This window comes from Leucobacter sp. GX0328 (assembly GCF_053567315.1).
The window spans coordinates 522,694-543,905 of sequence record NZ_JBSGPC010000001.1 but is presented as its reverse complement, the minus strand read 5'-3'; the positions used below and the strand labels follow the sequence as shown (position 1 = coordinate 543,905).

The window sequence follows — 21,212 nt, the reverse complement described above, 5'->3', positions numbered from 1 at the left end:
GTAGCGACCATTAATGATTTGGTTGGCCGTTATCGAGTCCAATCGATAGATCGCACTGGTGAAGCGGAAATGTTTCACCTGCAATGACAGTGGGGGCCTACATGAGGGAGCAAGATATGGTGCGAGGAGACCAGGAGCGGGGGCGTGCGCTCATCGTCGATGATGAGGAGTCGATCACCCAGCTCGTCTCCATGGCCCTCCTCTACGAGGGCTGGAGCGTCGAGACCGCATCGAGCGGGGCCGAGGCCCTCGAGCGCATCCGCGAAGACGCGCCCGACGTCGCCGTGTTCGACATCATGCTCCCCGACATGGACGGGATGCAGCTGCTGTCGCGCGTGCGCAGCGAAGGCGCGGTCTTCCCCGTGCTGTTCCTGACCGCACTCGATTCGGTCGAGGATCGGGTCAAGGGGCTGACCGCCGGCGGCGACGACTACGTCGTGAAGCCCTTCAGCCTCGAAGAGCTGACTGCGCGCCTGCGCGGCCTCGTGCGCCGTTCGCGCATGACGGCGGCGCTGCAGCCCGACCCGGTGCTGCGCGTCGGCGGCCTCACTCTCAACGAGGACAGCTACGAGGTCGAGCGCGACGGCGAGCAGATCACCGTGACGAACACCGAGTACGAACTGCTGCGCTACCTCATGCGCAACCCGGGGCGCGTGCTCTCGAAGGCGCAGATCCTCGACCGCGTATGGGCCTACGACTTCTCGGGCAAATCGACCGTCGTCGAGCTCTACGTGTCCTACCTGCGCAAGAAGATCGACGTCGACCGCGAGCCGATGCTCCACACGGTGAGGGGCGCGGGCTACATGCTCAAGCCCGTGGCTTGAGGATCGCGGAAGCATCGCTTCCGCGCAGCCCGCGGTGCCGCCCACGGCGGCAGCCCAGGGAGCATGGAGCGAAGCGACGTGCCGGGCGCGGGCTACATGCTCAAGCCCGTGGCTTGAGGTGGCGCGCCCGCGCTTGAGCGCTCCGGGGTCCCTGTGGTACAGTTATCGACGGCCCAAGACCGCCGGTAGGGTCCGCAAGGATCCCGGAACGTTCGTCGCAGTGGAAGCGCTTCGACGAAGACCAGCGCAGGTACGAATTTCCTTGAGTGCGGATTCCGATCCCTATCTCGAACGAAGCTCCGTGCGTGCGCGCCGGAGCTTTTCTCGTTTTCGAGACTCGCTCCGAGCGGCACGGCCCCCGAGCGGCATCCGTCGCGCGGGTACGACAACATAGGGAGCGCCATGGCTACGAAGGACGCTACGGTTGCCGATCTTCAGAAGAAGTTTGAAGAGTCGAGCGCCGTTCTGCTGACTGAGTACCGCGGTCTCACGGTTGCTCAGCTGCGGGATCTCCGCAACAGCATCCGCGAGCACGCGACGTACGCTGTGGCGAAGAACACGCTGACCAAGATTGCGGCCAACAACGCCGGGATCACCGCATTCGATGACGAGCTCGCCGGCCCTTCGGCTCTCGCCTTCGTGCACGGTGACACCGTCGCGGTCGCCAAGGCTCTGCGTGACTTCGCCAAGGCAAACCCTCTTCTGGTGGTGAAGGCGGGCTACTTCGATGGCAACGCCCTGACCGCTGCAGAGGTAGGCAAGCTTGCCGATCTCGAGAGCCGCGAGGTGCTGCTGGCCAAGGCCGCAGGCGCAATGCAGGCTGCTCTGGTCGGCGCTGCACAGCTGTTCGCCGCCCTGCCCGCCAAGGCCGCTCGCGGCTTCGGCGCGCTGCAGGAGAAGCAGGACGCGTAAGGCTCGGCTTTCGCCGATCCGCACACAATAGGACCCGCCTGACGGCCGCTGGCCGACAGGCATACATCAAGGAGATACATCATGGCTAAGCTTTCGACTGAAGAGCTGCTCGAGCAGTTCAAGGAGCTCACCCTCATCGAGCTCTCGGAGTTCGTCAAGGCATTCGAGGAGACCTTCGACGTCTCGGCTGCTGCTCCCGTCGCAGTTGCTGCTGCTCCGGCTGCCGGCGGCGAGGCCGCTGCTGCCGAGGAGAAGGACGAGTTCGACGTCGTCCTCGACACCGTCGGCGACAAGAAGATCCAGGTCATCAAGGCTGTGCGCGAGCTGACCGGTCTCGGCCTGGGCGAGGCGAAGGCTCTCGTCGAGGAAGCCCCCAAGAACGTGCTCGAGGGCGCGAACAAGGACGACGCTGAGGCCGCCAAGGCCAAGCTCGAAGAGGCGGGCGCGGGCGTCAAGCTCGTCTAAGTTCTCTTCGCGTTTCGCGAATTCTCAGGGGCGGGGTCACCTTCGGGTGGCTCCGCCCCTGGTGTTCTCCGGGGTCGTCGGCTCGGGGCTCGCGCAGGCCCGCCCGATCTGCTACAGTTTTCCGGCTTGAGGAAAGGAGCCCGCGTGGCCCTCATCACTTTGACTCTGCGGCATGCGCGCCGCTACCCCGGCTACATCGCCGCGGTGATCGTACTGCAGTTGCTCGCGACCATCGCCGCGTTGACGCTGCCCAGCATGAACGCCGACATCATCGACAAGGGCATCGCGCTCGGTGACACCGGCTTCATCTGGCGCACGGGCGGCTTCATGCTGCTCGTCTCGCTCGGCCAGGTCGTCTCGGCCGTGCTCGCCGTGTACTGCGGTGCCCGTGCATCGATGGGCATCGGCAGGGATCTGCGCCGAGAGGTCTACCGCAAGGTCGACTCGCTCTCGACGCTCGAGGCGACCAAGTTCGGCGCCGGCACGCTCATCACCCGCGGCACGAACGACGTGCAGCAGATCCAGATGCTCGTGCTCATGACCTTCAACTTCATGATCTCGGCCCCGATCATGGCGATCGGCGGCATCATCATGGCGCTGCAGGAGGACGCGGGCATGTCATGGCTCGTGTGGGTCTCGGTCGCGGTGCTCGCCGTGATCGTGAGCTTCCTCGTCTGGCTGCTGCTGCCCCTGTTCCGCGTCATGCAGAGCAAGGTCGACGCCATCAACGGGGTGCTCCGCGAGCAGATCATGGGCATCCGCGTCGTGCGCGCTTTCGTGCGCGAGCGCTTCGAAGCCGAACGCTACGGTCTCGCGAACCGCGAGATCACCGACGTATCGGTGAAGGTCGGCAACATCTTCGTGCTCATGTTCCCCGTCATCATGATGGTGCTGCACATCGCAACGGCCGCCGTGCTGTGGTTCGGCGGGCACCGCGTCGAGGCAGGGCAGATCGAGGTCGGCTCGCTGACCGCCTTCCTGCAGTACCTGCTGCAGATCCTCATGGCGGTCATGATGGGCGTCTTCATGACGATGATGATCCCGCGTGCCGTCGTGTGCGCCGAGCGCATCCGCGAGCTGCTCGACACCGAGTCGTCGCAGCAGTTCCCCGCGCAGCCGGTCGTCGCGACCCCCGAGGCGGGCCGCGTCGAGTTCGACGGCGTCACCTTCGGGTTCCCGGGCGCCGAGGAGCCCGTGATCAAGAACGTGAGCTTCGTCGCCGAGCCCGGCAAGACGACCGCGATCATCGGTTCGACCGGCGCCGGCAAGACCGTGCTGCTCGGCCTGCTGCTGCGGCTCTACGACCCGCAGCAGGGCGGCATCACCATCGACGGCTCGCCGGTGTCGCAGCTGACCCGCGAGCAGCTCGCGGCGACCGCGAACCTCGTGCCGCAGCAGCCGTACCTGTTCTCGGGCACCATCGCTTCGAACCTGCGCTTCGGCCGCAGCGACGCGAGCGACGAGGAGCTGTGGGAGGCGCTGCGCGTCGCCCAGGGCGCCGACTTCGTGCGCGAGAAGGAGCTCCAGCTCGAGGCGCCGGTGTCGCAGGGCGGCACGAGCGTCTCGGGCGGTCAGCGCCAGCGGCTCTCGATCGCGCGCACGCTCGTCGCGCGGCCGCGGGTCTACCTCTTCGACGACTCGTTCTCGGCGCTCGACGTCGCGACCGACGCCCGCCTGCGCGAGGCGCTGCCCGATGCGACCGCCGGCGCCACGACCATTATCGTCGCGCAGCGCGTCTCGACCATTACCGCGGCCGACCAGATCCTCGTCGTCGAGGGCGGCGAGATCGTCGCCCGCGGCACCCACCAAGAGCTGCTCGAGAGCAGCGAAGTCTACGGCGAGATCGTGCGCTCGCAGCTCGAAGAGGCAGGTGCAGCCTGATGGCCCGTAAGAAAAACGCGAAGAACTCGGCTCCGACCGAGGAGTTCGAGCTGCCCGACGACTACCAGCCCGACGGCGACGACATGTTCGGCGGCGCGCCCGCGAAGAAGGCCAAGCACTTCTGGCCGTCGGCGAAGCGCCTCGTCGGCCTGCTCGCGCCCGAGAAATGGTTGTTCGCCTTCGTCGTGGTGCTGGTGGTGGCCTCGGTCGTACTGACCGTGATCGCCCCGAAGGTGCTCGGTCAGGCGATGGACGTCATCTTCGACGGCATCATCGGCAAGAATCTGCCGAAGGGCGTGCCGATCGAGCAGATCATCGAGGGCGCCCGCGCCGAGGGCAAGGGCCAGTTCGCCGACATGCTCTCGGGCGCGAACGTCGTGCCCGGCGAGGGCATCGACTTCGAGACTCTCGCGCGCCTCATCCTGATCGTGCTCGCGCTCTACCTGGTCGCCTCGTTCCTGATGTGGTGGAACGGGTACATCCTCAACAAGCTCGTCATGCGCGTCGTCTACCGTCTGCGCGCCGACATCGAGGCCAAGATCAACCGGTTGCCGCTCAGCTACTTCGACAGCCGCCAGCGCGGCGACGTGCTCTCGCGCGTAACCAACGACGTCGACAACATCCAGCAGGCGCTGCAGCAGGCGCTCTCGCAGCTCGTGCAGTCGGCGCTCACCGTCATCGGCATCGCGATCATGATGTTCGCCGTGTCGTGGCAGCTCGCGCTGATCGCGCTCATCGCGCTGCCGCTGTCGGGCATCATCGCCGGAGTCGTCGGCGTGCGCGCGCAGAAGCTCTTCGTGGCGCAGTGGAAGCACACCGGCGACCTGAACGGCCACATCGAGGAGTCGTTCACCGGTCACGAGCTGGTGCGCATCTTCAACCGCGATGCCGAGATGACCGAGGAGTTCGACCGCCGCAACGAGGAGCTCTTCCAGGCGACCTTCAAAGCGCAGGCGCTGTCGGGCACCATTATGCCGGCGATGCAGTTCGTGCAGTACCTGAGCTACGTGCTCATCGCCGTCGTCGGCGCCCTGAGGGTGACCGCCGGGCAGATGACGCTGGGCGATGTCACCGCGTTCATCCAGTACTCGCGCGAGTTCTCGCAGCCGATCGGCCAGATGGCGGGCATGGCGAACATGCTGCAGTCGGGCGTCGCCTCGGCCGAGCGCTCGTTCGAACTGCTCGATGCCGAGGAGCAGGAGCCCGACACGGCGAACGCCTCGCTGCCCGAGCGCACGGAGGGCCGGGTCGAGTTCGAGAACGTGCACTTCAGCTACGACCCGGAGACCACGCTCATCGAGGACCTGTCGCTCGAGGCCGACCCGGGGCACACCGTCGCGATCGTCGGCCCGACGGGCGCCGGCAAGACGACGCTCGTGAACCTCATCATGCGGTTCTACGAGCTGAACCGCGGTCGCATCTTGCTCGACGGCGTCGATATCACGCAGCTGTCGCGCGCCGAGCTGCGCGGCCACGTCGGCATGGTGCTGCAGGATGCGTGGCTGTTCGACGGGACCATCCGCGAGAACATCCGCTACGGTCGGCTCGACGCGAGCGATGATGAGATCGTCGCGGCGGCGCAGGCGACGATGGTCGACCGCTTCGTGCGTCAGCTGCCCGACGGCTACGACACCGTCATCGAGGAGAACGCCTCGTCGCTGTCGGCCGGCGAACGCCAGCTGCTCACCATCGCCCGCGCGTTCATCGCGAACCCGTCGCTGCTCATCCTCGACGAGGCGACCTCGTCGGTCGATACGCGCACCGAGGTGCTCGTGCAGCAGGCGATGCGCGCGTTGCGCGCCGACCGCACGTCGTTCGTGATCGCGCACCGTCTCTCGACGATCCGCGATGCCGACATGATCCTCATGATGGAGAGCGGGCGCATCGTCGAGCAGGGCTCGCACGACGAGCTGCTGGCACGTAAGGGCGCGTACTTCGCCCTCTACCAGGCGCAGTTCGCGGGTAAGGACGCCGAGGAGCAGGCGGAGGCGCAGTTCGCGGAGGCCGCGGCGGCGACGGGCGCGGTCCCAGTTGTCGGGGAGGCGCCCGAACCGCCCGCCGGCGCCCCCGGTTCGGAGTAATCGCGCTCATCGGCTAAGCTGGTACGGCTCCCCACGTGGCGCTATCTCAGGGAACTCCCCCAGGTCGGAAACGAAGCAAGGGTACCTGTGCTCTAGCGGGTACGTGGGGAGTCTTGCATTTGCAGCGCAAATGCGGGACTCACCACCCGCCGCACACGGCGGGCCCACGGAGCGTAGCGAGGGGCAGGGGAGTCTTGCATTTGCAGCGCAAATGCGGGACTCCCCACCGCTGTACACCTGCTCGCCACCCGCCCCGCATCTGCTGAACGAGCGTAGAGCTCGCGAACGAGCGTGCACCTGAAGCACGGTATCTCGTCTATACGCTGGTGCGTCAGCTATACGCCGGTACCGATGACGCCTGTTTCGGTCGAGGCTGCCGCCGCCGGCAGGTCGACGCGGAACGTCGCGCCGCCACCAGGCGTCTCGTGCACGCTGACCGTGCCGTGGTGGGCATCGACGATCGACTTCACGATGGCGAGGCCGAGGCCCGACCCGCCCGTCTCGCGGTTGCGCGAGTTGTCGGCGCGCCAGAAGCGGTTGAAGATCTTCTCGCGGATCTGCTCGGGCACGCCCTCGCCGTGGTCGACGATCTCGAAGCGCGCCATCGGAGGGGCGGGGGCCGTCGCTTCCGGGTCGGCCGGGTCGGCGGGCACGGACGACACGGCGATCTCGATCGGCGAGCCCTCCTCGGTGTGCCGCATGGCATTGCCGATGAGGTTGGTCATGAGCTGGCGCACCTTGTGCTCGTCGCCGAGCACGGCGGGCGACGCGTCATCGAGCGACACCGCGACCTCGCGTCCCGGCGCCTGCGCGCGGGCGTCGAGCGCCGCGTCCTGCGCGAGCCGGTTCAGATCGAGGGCGGTGCGTTCGAGGGCGCGGCCCTCGTCGAGGCGGGCGAGCGCGAGCAGATCCTCGACGAGCGAGGTCATGCGGATCGCCTCCTTCTCGATGCGCTCCATGGCCTGGCCGATGTGTTCGTCGTCTTGCAGCGCGCCCATGCGGTACAGCTCGGCGTAGCCGCGCACCGACACGAGGGGAGTGCGCAGCTCGTGGCTCGCGTCGCCGATGAAGCGGCGCATCTGCTCGATGGTGCGCGCCCGGTCTTCGAGCGACCCGTCGAGCCGGTCGAGCATGACGTTGAGCGATTCGCCGAGGTGCCCGACCTCGGTGTGCGTGCTCGGCACCATGATGCGCTTCGAGTAGTCGCCGCGGGAGATCTCGAGGGCCGTCTTCTCGACCTCGGCGAGCGGCAGCAGCGTCGTCGTGATGAGCAGGCGCGTGAGGGCCGCGCCGAGCAGGATGACGGCGATGCCGAAGCCCGTGAACACGGTGACGTAGTTCGCGATGATCTGGTTGATGCCCGCGGTCGATTCGGCGATGAGCAGGGTGCCGCTCGGCTGGCCGTCGGGGCCTGCGATGGGCCTGACGACGGCGCGCCACTCGACGCCCTGCGCGCTGTGCAGGGCGAAGACGGCGTCGTCGAGACTGAGCACCCGGTCCATCGAGAGGCCCTGCACCTGGGGCACCGCAGCGTCGCTGCCGAGCGTGTTGTCGTACTGCAGATCGCCGTCGGTGTTCAACAGGCCGACGTAGTACTGCTGGTTCGCGTAGAGCACGTCGGCGCGCTCGAGCGCGTTCGTGTTCGCACCGCGGGCGAGTGCGTTCGTCGGGTCGGTGCGCAGCTGCACGAGGCGGTTCGCCTGGTTGGCGCTCAGCATCGGGTGCAGCACCGACAGCGTGCCGACGCCCGCGACGATCAGCCCGAGGAAGAGGATGAAGACGGTGACGCCGGTGATCTTCGCGCGCAGCGAGATGTCGTTCCAGCGGTCGCTCCAGTTGCGCGCGCGCTGATGCCTGCGGGGCGGGGCGGGCGAGGGGGTCGTCGGCGATCCCTGGCCGGATGCCGGCCCGGCCCCCTGCTGCCCCGCAGCCGATGCCCCTGCCCGAGACACCCTACTTCGATTCGGTCTTGAGCATGTAGCCGAAGCCGCGCTTCGTCTGGATCAGCGACTCTTCGGTCAGCGGATCGAGCTTGCGGCGCAGGTACGAGATGTACGACTCGACGATGCCGGCGTCGCCGTTGAAGTCGTACTCCCAGACGTGGTCGAGGATCTGCGCCTTCGACAGCACGCGGTTCGCGTTCTGCATGAGGTAGCGCAGCAGCTTGAACTCGGTGGGGGAGAGCTCGACCGCGGCGCCCGAGACGGACACCTCGTGCGTGTCCTGATCCATGGTGATGGGACCGATGCTGAGCACCGAATCCTCGTCCTCCTGGATGGTGCGGCGCAGCACCGCTTTGATGCGGGCGATGATCTCATCGAGGCTGAACGGCTTCGTGACGTAGTCGTCGCCGCCGACGGTGAGGCCCTCGACCTTGTCCTCGGTCTCGTCCTTCGCGGTGAGGAAGATGATGGGGGCCGTGTAGCCGGCCGACCGGAGGCGCTTGGTGACGCTGAACCCGTTCATGTCGGGCAGCATCACGTCGAGAACGATGAGGTCGGGTTCTTCTTCGAGAACGGCCGAGATCGTCTGCGCGCCGTTGGCGACGGCCCGCACGCCGAATCCAGCAAATCGGAGGCTCGTGCTGAGCAGCTCGCGGATGCTGGGCTCGTCGTCGACGATGAGAATCCGGGGTCCCTTGTGCTGAGTAGTCATGACTCCAGTCTCTGAATATTTGCTATGAAGTCGCTGACAGTGGATGCGGTCGTGCGCGATGGCGCGATCGCTCAGGCGCCGTGCTCGCGCGAGCGCGCGAACCAGCTGCGCAGCTCCTCGCGATTGCCGATCGCGAGCTTCGCGTAGACGTGGGCGAGGTGGGTCTCGACCGTGCGCGGCGACAGGTGCAGGCGCTCGGCGACCTGCTTCGACGGGTAGCCGAGGGCCGTGAACAGCGCGATCTCGCGCTCGCGGCTCGTCAGCGACCCCGCGGGCGGCAGCGGCAGCCAGACCCCGAGCTCCGAGAGCAGGCGCTCCTCGGGAATGAGGTCGTTCGAGCTGCTGCCCACGAGCGTGCGGATGTGGGTGAGCAGCACCTCGCCGATGGGCTGGTCGATGCGCGCGGCGAGCGCTTCGGCGCGCGCCAGGTAGCGCTGCGCCGCCGGGCCCGCCTCGTGCGCGAAGATGTCGATCGCCTCGAGCTCGATGAGCGGCAGGTCCTGCTCCGCGGCCCAATCGGTGAGCGCGGTCGCGTGGCTCCTGATGGACGGGTCGCGCAGCCAGTGCCGGGCACGCAGCGAGAGGATGCCGACGAAGCCGAACAGTGTGCGCGAGAGACCGGGCGCCGGGGTGGCGGCGAGGCGCAGCGATCGCTGCGCCTTCTGATGCTCGCCGAGCGTCGCATACGTGAGCGCCGCGATCGCGTGCGCGAGCGATGCGAGACGCATCGGGTCGTCGGTCTCCAGCTGCTCGAGGATGGGGCCGATGAGCTCTGCGGCCTCGACCCACCGGCCCTCCTGCGCGGCGAAGAGCGTGATCGACAGCTCGACGGTGCGCGTGAGCGTTCGCAGGGCGCGCACGTCATCGCGGGGTGTCGCGTACTCGCGCAGCGCGAGGTCGGTCGACTGCATCGTGCCCCGCGCCCAGTGGGCGAGGAAGTACGCGAAGCTCTCGACGTCGCCCGACGTACTGGGCTCGGGGTCGTTCAGCAGCATGATCTGGCGCGCGTTCTCGGCGAGCGCGATCGCGGAGCGGAACTCGCCGCGCTGCACGCGCAGCAGGGCTTCGAACGCATGGGCCGAGATGGCGTGCCGGTCGCTGCCGAGGGTGTGGTCGCCAGGGGTCGGCGCGCAGAGTTCGAACGCCTCGCGCAGCCTGCCGGCGAAGGTGAGCGAGCGGATCTTGGCCGACTGGACGACGTACTGCGGGTCGAAGCCCTGCGCACGCCACCGCTCCGCCCACATGTCGTAGTGCTCGGCTGCAGCGGCGGGATCGCTCTGGTACGTCGGGTGGCAGCGCACCGACATGACGATGAGCCCGGCCTGCGTATCGAACGGGACCTGCGAGAAGCGGTCGTCATCGGCGATGAAGGCGTTGAGCGCCTCGACCGCGTCGACGAGGGCGTCTCGGTCGCCGAGGAAGTAGGCGAGGTTCGTCGCCCGCATGATGGCCTCGGCCGACGGTCGCGCCTCGGGATGCGTCATCGCGGCGAGCGCCAGCGTGAGCGTGAAGGGCAGGTCGCCGTGCCGCGCCGACTGCCGCAGCGCATGCCACAGCAGGTCGACGGGCAGCGGGCGGCCGCTGTCGGTGCCGAACTTCACGAGACGCAGATAGGTGCCGTCGGCGAACGGCGCGGCCGCCGGGTCTTGATTCAGAGCCTCGAAGCATTGGGAGGCGATCGCGACGCGCTGTAGCGGCGACAGTCCCGCGCGCAGGGCGTTGCCCACGATCGGGATCTCGGTCCGCAGCGATGTCTGTCCGGCCGCGTCGCTGTGCACCGTGAGGATGTGGCGGGAGAGCAGTGCGTTGACCGTCGCCGAGTCGAGCAGCCGGAAGAGCGCCGGTTCGTGCACCGGGCTCGCATACGCCACGAAGTCGAGGGTCTCGCGCTCGATCGGGGTGAGCGCGCCGAGCTGGTCGATGAAATCGGTCGGGGCGATGTCGTCCTCCGGCCGCACCCAGGCCGTGCGCCGTGCCCGCTGCACCGCACCGCGGCGCTCAGCCGAGACGGCGAGCGTGATGAGGGCGTGCTGGTTGCCGTTCGTCGCCGCGTGCCAGCGGCGCAGGAGGTCGGGGGCGATCGCATGGACCTCGAAGATCTGCATGAGCAGCGCCCGCGACTCCTTGAGCGTGAGCGGGGCGACTGCCTGCTGGATCACCTCGGGGTTGCGCGCCAGCCGGTCGGCGGCGCCGGCGATGCGCCGCGCCGTGCAGATGAGCCTGACCCGTCGTGCGCGTGCGAGCCCCTCGAGCAGCACCGTGCTCTCGTAGTCGTACTGGTCGATGTTGAGGGCGATCGCGAGCATGCCGGTCTCGCCGGTCGGGTGCTCGAACCGCTCGAGCAGTGCTTCGAGTTCGTCGTGCACCCCCGTGAAGCCGGCTCCGCCGGGTCGGATGGGATCTTCGGTCGCGCCGATGAGCACGTACTCGAGACGGGTGCTGATCGCCTTCTCGAAGTGCTGGGCGGCGGCCTGGGCGATGTACGCCTTGCCGCTGCCGGGCGCGCCGACGAGTACGACGCAGACGCCCTCCGGGGCGAGCAGGTCGGCGATGTGGCTGATGCGAGCCTCGAGCGGGCCGTTCGGCAGCTCGGATGTCAGGGGCGACGTCGTTGCAGGCAGCCGAGAGCTCGCGCTGTTCGGTGCTTCCGACGGTTGCTCGATAGGCACAAGACCCCCTCAGTCCCGCTCCCCCCTATGCTGCGAATGGCTGCCCAGTTAAGCACAGAAATCTCCGAAGAGGGCCCGGTGGCGCGCACGTGCGTCTTCGCGGGCGTATTGGTCGCGCATTGGTTGCACTGAGGCGTTCGCTATTCGAATCCTGTCAAGATACGTATTTCTCCCGGATCCCGAAAGCTGTGAGTTTCTTTAGCGTTCGTATGCATACACGGATGCGTCTCCCCGGTGCGGGAGGGCACCCTCGAATTCGTTGGGGGCGAGGACGTAATGGGGCGTCGACTGGTGAACTCAGAGCAGGGATCGGCGCGCCGTCGTGCGCACAGTGCGAGGCGGTGGTCGCGCTCGAAGCCGCTGGCGGCGATCGCGGGCGTCGCGGTCGCGTCGCTCGCGGTGATGGGTATCGCCAGCCCGTCGCTGGCCGAGGAAACCGCTCCGGCGGAGGCGCCGGTCGTCGAACAGTCCGTCGCCGCCGAGGCTCCGGTCGTCGAGGCCCCCGTGGTCGAAGCGCCCGTGGTCGAGGCTCCGGTCGTGGAAGCGCCGGCTGCGGATACGCCGGTGGTCGAGCCTCCCGCCGTCGCAGAGCCCGCCGCAGACCCTGCGATCGTTCCAGCCCCTGAGACGCTGCCTGCCGGGCCCCCCGCGGCCGGCAGCGCTCAGGCCACCGACCCGGCCGATCCCGCAGCGGCCGTCGACGCTCCGCCGTACCTGCGATTCGCCGTCATCGATGCGGCGGGTACACCGCTCCCCGGAACGACAGTGCAGATGCAGGGCGTGAAGAACCTCTCCGTCGCCGACGACGGCGCCGACAGCCAGTGGGCAGGGGCGCTCACGCTCACCGCTCTCGACAACATCGGACAGGCCGGATACGCGGGGCTCGACCTCGACCCCGCTCCTGGCGCGATGCTCGTGAAGCAGCTCGTCGACGACTCCGACCCTGGGGCCGTGCACGACGTCGCCGCGGGCGAGACGTACCGGGTGCGCGCTGTCGCGGCCCCCGAGGGGCTCGCGGTCGGCGATGACGCCGCGTGGACCGAGATCGCTTCGGCCGCCGATGCGGGTGAAACCGGCCAGCTGGTGCTCGCACCGGCAGCGGAAGAGACGCCCGAGCCGGCCGCCGAACCGCCGGCCGCCGAGACGCCGGCGGAGCCCGCCGGCCCCGCGGCACGGACCGCTGCGCCCGAGGCGAATCTGCTCGCGGCCCCTCCGGGTACGCTGGCGAAGGGTTCGTACGGTCGATCGGATGACGCGGATCCGACGAGCACTTGGACTACCGGTGGCCCGCCTTCTCCGCAGGCCGAGATCAACAATTTCACCAGCAGTGTCGACCCGGACGGTGCGGATTGGCGATATACCGCGAGCTGGAGTCGAACGGGCGTGAACGGTGAGTTCGGCTGGGTAGTCGAATATACGGTTGCCGGAGAATCCTGGGGGCCCGCCAATGTGCCAGCTGCGGACCAGGTGCCGCGCCCGGACCGGAGCCTGGGCGGCACGGCAATCCGGGTGAACAGCAAAGGGCAAGATACTCGGGCCATCATCTGCACGTATACCTCTCAAGCGGACTACCCGACCAGCTGGTCCGGGAGCAACTGCGTCACCATACTGAACGCAGCGACGTACGGCCCGAACACGGTATCCCTCGATTTCCTGCTTCCGAGCGAGCTCTTCGGCACCCCGGGGTGCCCACCGACGTTCGGTTCGACTGCATATGTTCGCGCCTGGACCGGCGGCCTGCAATTGCAGACCTGGGCGGCACCGCAGCCGTTCACCCCGCCGTCGACCTGCGGCTCGCTCTCGATCGTGAAGGCGTTCGACGCCACGGTCCCTGCGGGCGCAGCCTCCGGTGTGACCTTCACCGGTACTTATGCCTGCGTGGTGAACAGCCAGACCGTGGCCTCGGGAACCTGGTCGCGCACCGGCACCGGCGCCGCGACGCTGACCCCGGCGACGGGAAGCCCGGCACCGACGGCCATTCCGCCGGGGGCGACATGCTCCGCTACAGAGAATGCACCGATCGGAGGGCTGCCGAACGGCAGTTGGGCGTGGGACAGCCCCACGATCACCGGGCCGGTGACCATCGTCGAGCAGACACCGAGCTCGATCACGGTGACGAACCAGATGAAGCGCCTGTACGGCGGCTTCCAGGTGACCAAGGTCGTGCCCGAGGGCAGCACCGCCGACGCGGATGCCGCGTATGCGGGCGGCTGGGCCTGCGCGTTCGAGGGCGAGCAGACCGCCACCGGTACCTGGGGTCCGATCAAGGCCGGCGAGACCTGGACGATGAACGAATCGAACACGGTGCTGCTCGGCTCGACCTGCTCGGTGACATCCGAGACCCGCGCCGACTGGCCGGTCGTGACCGACCACTCCTATCAGTGGGACGGGGCGCCGGGCCTCGGCGACTCGGTCATCGCGACGAGCGGCGGCCTCGCCACCATCACCGTGACGAACCGGACCGAGCGCGTACTCGGCTCGGTGGCGTGGTCGAAGGTCGACGGCGGCGGTGCGGCGCTCGCCGGCTCCGAATGGGAGCTGACCGGCCCGACCGGCTTCTCCACGATGCAGTTGTCGGCTGAGACCTGCACCGGCAGCGCCGTACCGACGACCGAGCCGACCTGCACCTATACCGACGTCGGGAAGTTCTCCGTCGACAACCTCCTCTGGGGCGACTACACGCTGAGAGAGACGAAGGCGCCCGCGGGCTACATCCCGGACACCACGGCGCACCCCTTCACGATCGGCGAAGGCTCGCTCGAAGGCGTGATCGCCGGGCTCGATGGCAACGCCGTGGTGAACCTCCCGATCCCTGGCCCCGCACTGCCCATGAGCGGCGGTCTCGGCAGCGACTTCTACGCGCTCGCGGGAGGCGGAGTGATGCTCGCGGGCCTCGCCACCGCAGGCGTGCTCATGCTGCGCCGTCGACGCGAGGAGGTCGTCTAGATTTCCCCCGCGAACCGCGGCCGGTCGAGACCCGAGGCGAGTATCGCTCGCTCTCCCGGCCGCCCGAGACGACCCGTACCCGTACCGCTCGGTTCCAGCGACGGAGCCAGAGAACGAATCCAGAAGAGAGTGAACGACATGAGTAGGAAGAGTGCAGTGCTCCACCGCACGGCTGCAGGGATCGGGGCCCTCGCCCTGGTCTTCGCCGGGGCAGTGGCGATGGGAACCGCGGCGAACGCCGTCACCGGGCCGGCGCCCGACCAGCCGGGCGCGCCGACGGCCGGTACCCTCACGATCAACAAGTACTCGGGTGCGCATACCCCGACGCCCGACCCCGCCGACCTGCTCGACGGCGTGGAGTTCACCGTCACCCAGGTCGGTCATACGGTCGGGGGAGCCTGCGTCGCGCTCGACCTCACGGATGCCGACAACTGGGACGGGCTGCCCGAGCTGTTCGACAGCGCGCCGACCGCGCCCGCCGATCCCCTCTGCTTGACCGGCACCCAGCAGGTCGAGTCGACGGTCGACGGGCAGGCGATTTTCGACCTGGGCGTCGGCGTCTACTACGTCGTGGAGACCGGCCCCAGTGACCACCCGATCGTGTCGCCGGTGCCGAACTTCTACGTCTCGATCCCGACGTCGAACGGCGCATCCGGCGACGGTTGGAACTACGACGTCGTCGCCGACCCGAAGAACCAGCTCTCCGAGGCTCCGAGCAAAGTCATCTCCGACCGGCCCGACGCACTGGTCATCGGCAGCAACGTGACCTGGACGCTGACCGTGCCGATCCCGACGTTCAACAACGACGAGACGTTCACGACCGCTTCGATGACCGACACGCTGCCCGCGGGCCTGGCCTACACGAGCTCGACCATCGAGGTGGGCGGTGAGACGCTCACCGAGGGCGACGACTACACCGTGACCGGGGCCACGACCTGGAGCTTCGGTGCGACCGGCCTCGCCGCGCTCGACGCGAACCAGGGCGGCGACATCACCATCACGCTCGTCACCCAGGTGACGACGGTATCGGAGTCGGGCCACATCGTGAACGATGATTACGAGAGCAGCTTCAACGGGACCGTCGTTCCCGGCGAAGACTTCCCCCACACCTACTGGGGGCAGCTGAACATCCAGAAGAACGACAACTCAACCCCGGCTCGCGGGCTCGAGGGGGCCGAGTTCCAGGTCTTCGAGATGGGGGCGAGCTGCCCGGCAGAAGCTCCGGGCAGCGGCGCAGTCGCCACCGGCGTCTCCGATGACAACGGCGTCGTGCAGTGGACGGGCGTGACCCCGGCCTCGCCGCTCGGCCTGTGGGTCGCGAACTCGAACGCCGGCGAACTCACCGACCCGTCCAAGGACTACTGCGTATATGAGACCGTGATTCCCGCGGGCCACACCGTCGGTACGTCCATCACGAACCCCGTCTCGATCGAGCCGGGCACCGTCAACGTGGCGAACTTCACCGTCGTGAACAACAAGAAGCCGGGCCCGGCGCTGCCGCTCACCGGTTCGACCGGCACCCTCGCCATGACGATCGGCGGCATCGCGATCATCGCGCTCGGCGCCGGAACGCTGCTGGTGTCGCGTCGACACCGCAAGGGGTCGCTCTGATCGGGTAGCGGCGGTGTGAGCCGTCGCATCCGGCCCGGGTGCCGCTCACCCCGCTGAACTCGGGTGGCGAATCGGAGGATTCGCCACCCGAGACCGTTCCCGCACAGGCGCACGAGGTAGCCGAGAGGAGCAGCAGATGAGTCTTTCGACACTGGCTCCGCGCGAACATCATGACGCGCGGCCACCGCAGCAGTCGGCCGGCACCTGGCGGTTCCCCTGGCTGCAGGCCATCACCGGGCTCGTGATGCTCGTCGGGTTCTGCGTCTTCCTCTACCCGTCGACCGCCGCCTGGTTCTCCCAGCTCGACCAGTCGCGCATCATCGAGATCTCGCAGGCCGAGCTCGACCTGCCGCCGAACAACGACGCGCAGTTCCGGGCCGACCAGCTCGGCCGGGCGCACGAGTACAACGACTCGCTCGCCAGCGGCGCACTGTTCGCGGCGCACTCGCGCGTGCCCGTCGGCGACGGCGATCAGCCGATGGGCGAAGACGCCTACGACGAACTGCTGAACAGCTCGGGCACCGGCTTCATGGGGCGGCTCAGCTACGACTCCCTCGACATCGATCTGCCGATCTACCACGGCACGAGCGACGACACCCTCGGCACGGGCGTCGGCCACCTCGAGGGCACCTCGCTCCCGGTCGGCGGCATCGGTACCCGGTCGGTGCTCACGGCGCACCGGGGGCTGCCCTCTGCGAGGCTCTTCACCGACCTGAACCACGCGAAGGCCGGCGACACCTTCACCGTGTCGGTGCTCGATCAGGTGCTCACCTACCGAGTCATCGAGACACGGGTCATCGAGCCCGAAGACACCGAATCGATCCGGGCGCAGGCCGACCGGGACCTGGTGACGCTCGTCACCTGCACCCCGCTCGGCCTGAACACGCAGCGCATCATCGTCACAGGGGAGCGCGTGACCCCGACGCCGGCCGCCGATATCGAGCGCGCCCAGCACCGGCCCGACATCCCGGGGTTCCCGTGGTGGGCCGTCGGGGCCCTGGCGGCGGTCGCCCTGCTGTCGGCCTACGTCTGGCAGGCAGGCCGGCCGCGCGCTGCACGACCCGAGCCCGGCACCGCAGCATCCGCGAAGGGCGGCATCATCATGGACGGATGATTCGAGGCTTCGGGCGCGCTTCGTCACGCCCGATCGAACCCGGCCGGCTCAGGCCCCCATTTTCCTCAGCCGCGCCGCGGAAGAGAGCACACGGATGCACGGTCGTCGCGCGGTTTCCCCAAGTGCCGCGCCGCCGAAAGGGCGATCCGGTCAGTGCTCCGTTCACCGCCGGGCCGCGACCTGCAGGGTCTCAGGCCCGGCGGTGAACCCTGTTACAGATCATCGGTGTCGAGGATCGTGTACGCATACCCCTGCTCGGCGAGGAACCGCTGACGGTTCTGCGCGAAATCCTGGTCGACCGTGTCGCGCGCGATGAGCGTGTAGAACGAGGCCGTCACATCGGTCGACTTCGGGCGCAGCAGCCTCCCGAGGCGCTGCGCCTCCTCCTGGCGCGAGCCGAACGACCCCGAGATCTGAATCGCGACCGACGCATCTGGCAGGTCGACCGAGAAGTTCGCGACCTTCGAGACGACGAGAATGCGCTCCTCACCGGTGCGGAACGCCTGGAAGAGGCGCTCGCGCTCGTCGACCGGGGTCTGCCCCGTGATGAGCGGGGCGCCGAGCGCCTCCGACATCGCCTCGAGCTGGTCGATGTACTGGCCGATGACGAGCACCTGCTCGCCCGGATGCTTCGCGATGATGCGCTGGGCGACCTGCTGCTTCACCGTCGTCGACGACGCGATACGGTAGCGATCCTGGTCTTCGGCGACCGCATAATCCATGCGTTCGCTCTCGGGAAGGTCGACGCGCACCTCGAAGCAGGCGGCGGGCGCGATGAAGCCCTGCGCCTCGATGTCCTTCCACGCCGCGTCGTAGCGCTTCGGGCCGATGAGGCTGAAGACATCGCCCTCGCGGCCGTCTTCGCGCACGAGCGTCGCGGTGAGACCGAGACGGCGGCGGGCCTGCAGGTCGGCGGTCAGCTTGAAGATCGGGGCGGGCAGCAGGTGCACCTCGTCGTAGACGATGACGCCCCAATCCTCGGCGTTCAAGAGCGACAGGTGCGCGTATTCGCCCTTCCGGCGGCTGGTGAGGATCTGGTAGGTCGCGATCGTGACCGGTTTCACCTCTTTCACCTGGCCCGAATACTCGCCGATCTCGTCTTCGGTGAGGCTCGTGCGGCGCAGCAGCTCGTCGCGCCACTGCCGGGCCGAGACCGCGTTCGTCACGAGGATGAGCGATTTCGCGCCGAGCGCCGCCATCGATGCCGCGCCGACGATCGTCTTGCCCGCTCCGCACGGCAGCACGACGACGCCCGATCCGCCGCGCTGAAACGCCTCGACGGCCTTCGCCTGGTAGTCGCGCAGATGCCACTCGTCGGTCTCGACGAGCTCGATGCCGTAGGGCTCGCCGGGTGTGTAGCCCGCGAGATCCTCCGCAGGCCAGCCGCGCGCCACGAGCTGCTGCTTGAGCTCGCCGCGCGCCCACGCCTCGACCGGGAAGGTGCGGTCGTCGAGCCTGTTGCCCAGCAGCGGGGCGATCTTCTTCGCGCTCGACACCTCGCGCAGAATGGCGGGCTCGTCGCTGCGGAGCACGAGCGCGCCCTCGTGCTCGCCGCCGAACTCGTCGGCGCCGGCCCGCTCGATGGTGAGACGGCCGTAGCGGCGCATGGTGTCGGCGATCTCGCTCGCGACGCCGCTCGGCACCGGGAACTTCGCGTAGCGGTTCAGGGTGTCGAGGATGTCCTCTGCCGTGTGGCCCGCGGCGCGCGCGTTCCAGAGACCGAGGCGCGTGACGCGGTAGGTGTGGATGTGCTCGGGTGCGCGCTCGAGCTCGGCGAAGACCGCGAGCTCGTGGCGTGCCTCTTCGGCATCCGGGTGCGCGACCTCCAGCAGGAGCGTGTGGTCGCTTTGGACGATGAGGGGCCCGAGAGTCATAGCGATCCAGTCTACCCGCTCGCGCGCTCGCGGCGCCGGCGCAGCTCGGCTGCGCCGGCCGTTGTCAGCGAATGCCGACGTAGAAGCGCGACTCGCCGCTGCGGTGCAGAGCGTGATAGCGCTCGAACGGCACTCCCTGCTCGTCCCAGACGACCGACTCGATCGAGAGTACGGGCTCATTCGGCTGCAGCTGCAGCAGTGTGGCGTCGTCTTGGCTCGGCAGTACGGCACCGATCCAGCGGTCGGCGCCGCTGGGTCGCACGCCCATATGGCGGCGCAGGTGCTCGTAGAGTGAGCGGTTCTCGAGGTTCGAGCGTTTGAGTCCGGGAAAGCGCGCTTGCGGTAGCACCGTGTCGACCAACAGCCAGGGGGTCGAGTCGACCGAGCGCAGGCGGCGAAGCCGCCATACCGGACTGCCGGCTTCGAGCTTCAGCTCCTCGGCTTCGACCGCATCCGCAGTCGAAGCGCGGAACTCGATGACGTTCGTCGTGATCAGCCTCCCGGTAGCTGCGAGGTCGGCCGACGAACCCATAAGGGAGCCGATGAACTTGAGGTCTGGGCGCTGGGGCGAGACGAATGAACCGCGAGCGCGCACCTTGTAAATGAGGCCGGCACGAACGAGGTCGGCAAGCGCTTCGCGCACGACGGTACGAGAGACGCCGTAGCGATCGATGAGTTCGGCCTCGGAGGGGAGCGCCTGGTCCGGTTGCAAGTTGCCGGACTTGATGGTCTCGCGCAGCACGACCGAGAGCTGATGCCAGAGCGGTGTGGCTGCGGAGCGATCGAGCGCTGCCGCTGTCGGAGTGTTCGGCACGTGGCTCCTTCGTTCAATGACTGGCCAGGGCGGCAACCCAACTCGAGCGTACATTGCGGAATCGTTATCTTCGCAAAGTTGACAGCCGGGTGCGCCGCCCATAATCTGATCACTACCAACTCGTCATGACAAGTTGGTAACTATAAGGATCTTAAGGCTGCGTGCGCTTCAAAGTCGAGTGACGCGGTTCGTGGAAGATCTGACCCAGACCGCGAAGGCGCGAGCCCAGGAGGCAAAACAATGAAGTTCACATTCACCCGACGGGTGCTCAGCGGCGTGGCGGCGCTCACGACTGCAGCATTGCTCATGACAGGTTGTGCAGGTGGCTCGGGCGATGGTTCCGAGACTGCCGACGGCGAGCCGGAAGGACTCAAGATCGCCCTGTCCAACGGCTTCGTCAACGGATGGCGCCTCACTCTCATCGACAAGTTCGAGAAGACCGCTGAACAGCTCAAGAAAGACGGCGTCGTCTCGGAGTTCTCGGTCGTCAACGCGCCCGGCGAGAACAGCGCGACCGAGCAGGCGTCGCAGATCCGCAGTCTCATGCTGCAGAACCCGGATGTATTGATGGTCATTCCGGCTTCTTCGACGGCGCTGATCCCCGTGGTCGAAGAAGCATGCACTGCAGGTATCAATGTCGTCATCCTGGACGCCGACATGGACACGAGCTGCGGCACGGTCGTTCGCAATGATTACTCGCAGTGGGGCGCAGATTCGCTCCAGCCCGCCCTCGATGCCATCGACGGAAAGGGCAATATCATCCTCAACCGCGGCGTGATCGGTTCTCAGCCGGACGAGGCCTTCTACGCCCGTCAGCAGGAGATCCTTGCGGATTACCCCGACGTGAAGGTGGTCGCCGAAGTCAATGGTTTCTGCGATTCGCCGACCGCGCAGAAGGAGATCGTCGCAATCCTCGGTTCGATGCCCGAGATCGCGGCCGTCCCCGGCTGCATCGGCGGCATGGGCGTCGTCCAGGCCTTCGAGTCGGCAGGTCGCGACATCCCCGTCGTCGTCTTCGACACCGATGGCAAGTCGCTCAGCTTCTGGAAGGAACGCGGCATCGACAACGGCTCGTTCGCAGCACTGACCGACCCCGGACAGGTAGTCGCGGCAATCTACGTCGCTTTGGCGAAGGAGCGCGGCGATAAGGTACCCGATCAGGTCGTACTGCCTCTCGTGCAGGTGACCCAGGACAACCTCGACTACTGGGTCGATGCGCTGAGCGTCGACGAGTACGCCGCGAACGCATGGGATGAGGCGACGACCGATGCCGCCATCGCCGCTCTGCTCAAGGGCGAAGACGTCCAGGTTCCTGCACTCCCGTAACCGCCGCATGACCGACCAGTCCGAGAGAAAGAACATTTCG

14 protein-coding genes and 1 other RNA gene are annotated in these 21,212 nt (G+C 67.8%); 10 read left to right on the top strand and 5 right to left on the bottom strand.

Annotated elements, in window-relative coordinates; all coding sequences use genetic code 11:
* The first annotated feature begins 116 nt into the window (after positions 1-116).
* The 6 genes from ACUYTF_RS02445 (at position 117) to ffs (ending at position 6,282) form a co-directional block, all read left to right on the top strand.
* A complete protein-coding gene (locus ACUYTF_RS02445) occupies positions 117-824 on the top strand; it encodes a response regulator (protein ID WP_434140965.1) in 708 nt (235 codons plus the stop codon).
* A gap of 402 nt (positions 825-1,226) precedes the next feature.
* Positions 1,227-1,736 carry a 50S ribosomal protein L10 gene (gene rplJ, locus ACUYTF_RS02440; RefSeq protein WP_434140966.1) on the top strand — a complete coding sequence of 170 codons (510 nt, stop codon included), beginning with the start codon at positions 1,227-1,229 and terminating at the stop codon, positions 1,734-1,736.
* Between the two features lie 81 nt (positions 1,737-1,817).
* Positions 1,818-2,201 (top strand): 50S ribosomal protein L7/L12, encoded by a 384-nt coding sequence (gene rplL / locus ACUYTF_RS02435; RefSeq protein WP_434140968.1) that lies wholly within the window; start codon positions 1,818-1,820, stop codon positions 2,199-2,201.
* A 144-nt stretch (positions 2,202-2,345) separates the two neighbouring features.
* A complete protein-coding gene (locus tag ACUYTF_RS02430; RefSeq protein ID WP_434140970.1) occupies positions 2,346-4,082 on the top strand; it encodes an ABC transporter transmembrane domain-containing protein in 1,737 nt (578 codons plus the stop codon).
* On the top strand, positions 4,082-6,163 hold the full coding sequence (locus tag ACUYTF_RS02425) for an ABC transporter ATP-binding protein (RefSeq protein ID WP_449279285.1): 2,082 nt from the start codon (positions 4,082-4,084) through the stop codon (positions 6,161-6,163). The genes ACUYTF_RS02430 and ACUYTF_RS02425 overlap by 1 nt, the downstream gene beginning before the upstream one ends.
* A gap of 22 nt (positions 6,164-6,185) precedes the next feature.
* An RNA gene (ffs, locus tag ACUYTF_RS02420) (signal recognition particle sRNA small type) lies at positions 6,186-6,282 on the top strand.
* A 216-nt stretch (positions 6,283-6,498) separates the two neighbouring features.
* On the opposite strand, the gene ACUYTF_RS02415 is transcribed toward ffs, so the two are convergent.
* The 3 genes from ACUYTF_RS02415 to ACUYTF_RS02405 all read right to left on the bottom strand — a co-directional run bounded on the left by ACUYTF_RS02415 (position 6,499) and on the right by ACUYTF_RS02405 (position 11,487).
* Entirely contained in the window at positions 6,499-7,977 is a 1,479-nt protein-coding gene (locus tag ACUYTF_RS02415) for a sensor histidine kinase (protein ID WP_449279583.1), read from the bottom strand.
* A gap of 139 nt (positions 7,978-8,116) precedes the next feature.
* A complete protein-coding gene (locus tag ACUYTF_RS02410; protein WP_434140974.1) occupies positions 8,117-8,818 on the bottom strand; it encodes a response regulator in 702 nt (233 codons plus the stop codon).
* A gap of 71 nt (positions 8,819-8,889) precedes the next feature.
* The gene (locus ACUYTF_RS02405; protein WP_434140975.1) at positions 8,890-11,487 is read right to left on the bottom strand and encodes a LuxR C-terminal-related transcriptional regulator; all 2,598 of its coding nucleotides are present in this window, start codon (positions 11,485-11,487) and stop codon (positions 8,890-8,892) included.
* 291 nt (positions 11,488-11,778) lie between these two features.
* On the opposite strand from ACUYTF_RS02405, the gene ACUYTF_RS02400 reads away from it, so the two are divergent.
* The 3 genes from ACUYTF_RS02400 to ACUYTF_RS02390 all read left to right on the top strand — a co-directional run bounded on the left by ACUYTF_RS02400 (position 11,779) and on the right by ACUYTF_RS02390 (position 17,158).
* The gene (locus tag ACUYTF_RS02400; protein ID WP_449279284.1) at positions 11,779-14,433 is read left to right on the top strand and encodes a DUF5979 domain-containing protein; all 2,655 of its coding nucleotides are present in this window, start codon (positions 11,779-11,781) and stop codon (positions 14,431-14,433) included.
* 138 nt (positions 14,434-14,571) lie between these two features.
* Positions 14,572-16,044: a SpaH/EbpB family LPXTG-anchored major pilin gene (locus ACUYTF_RS02395; protein WP_449279283.1), complete on the top strand. Its 1,473-nt coding sequence runs from the start codon at positions 14,572-14,574 to the stop codon at positions 16,042-16,044.
* 136 nt (positions 16,045-16,180) lie between these two features.
* Positions 16,181-17,158, top strand: a complete 978-nt coding sequence (locus tag ACUYTF_RS02390; protein WP_449279282.1) for a class C sortase — start codon at positions 16,181-16,183, stop codon at positions 17,156-17,158.
* A 212-nt stretch (positions 17,159-17,370) separates the two neighbouring features.
* Here the strand turns inward: ACUYTF_RS02390 and ACUYTF_RS02385 are convergent, their stop codons facing one another.
* Positions 17,371-19,032, bottom strand: a complete 1,662-nt coding sequence (locus ACUYTF_RS02385) for a DNA repair helicase XPB (protein WP_434140979.1) — start codon at positions 19,030-19,032, stop codon at positions 17,371-17,373.
* 64 nt (positions 19,033-19,096) lie between these two features.
* A complete protein-coding gene (locus ACUYTF_RS02380) occupies positions 19,097-19,846 on the bottom strand; it encodes a UTRA domain-containing protein (RefSeq protein WP_434140980.1) in 750 nt (249 codons plus the stop codon).
* A 240-nt stretch (positions 19,847-20,086) separates the two neighbouring features.
* Here ACUYTF_RS02380 and ACUYTF_RS02375 point away from each other — a divergent pair, with 240 nt between their 5' ends.
* Complete coding sequence (locus ACUYTF_RS02375) at positions 20,087-21,172, top strand: substrate-binding domain-containing protein (protein ID WP_434140981.1); 1,086 nt, start codon at positions 20,087-20,089, stop codon at positions 21,170-21,172.
* Positions 21,173-21,212: the final 40 nt, after the last annotated feature.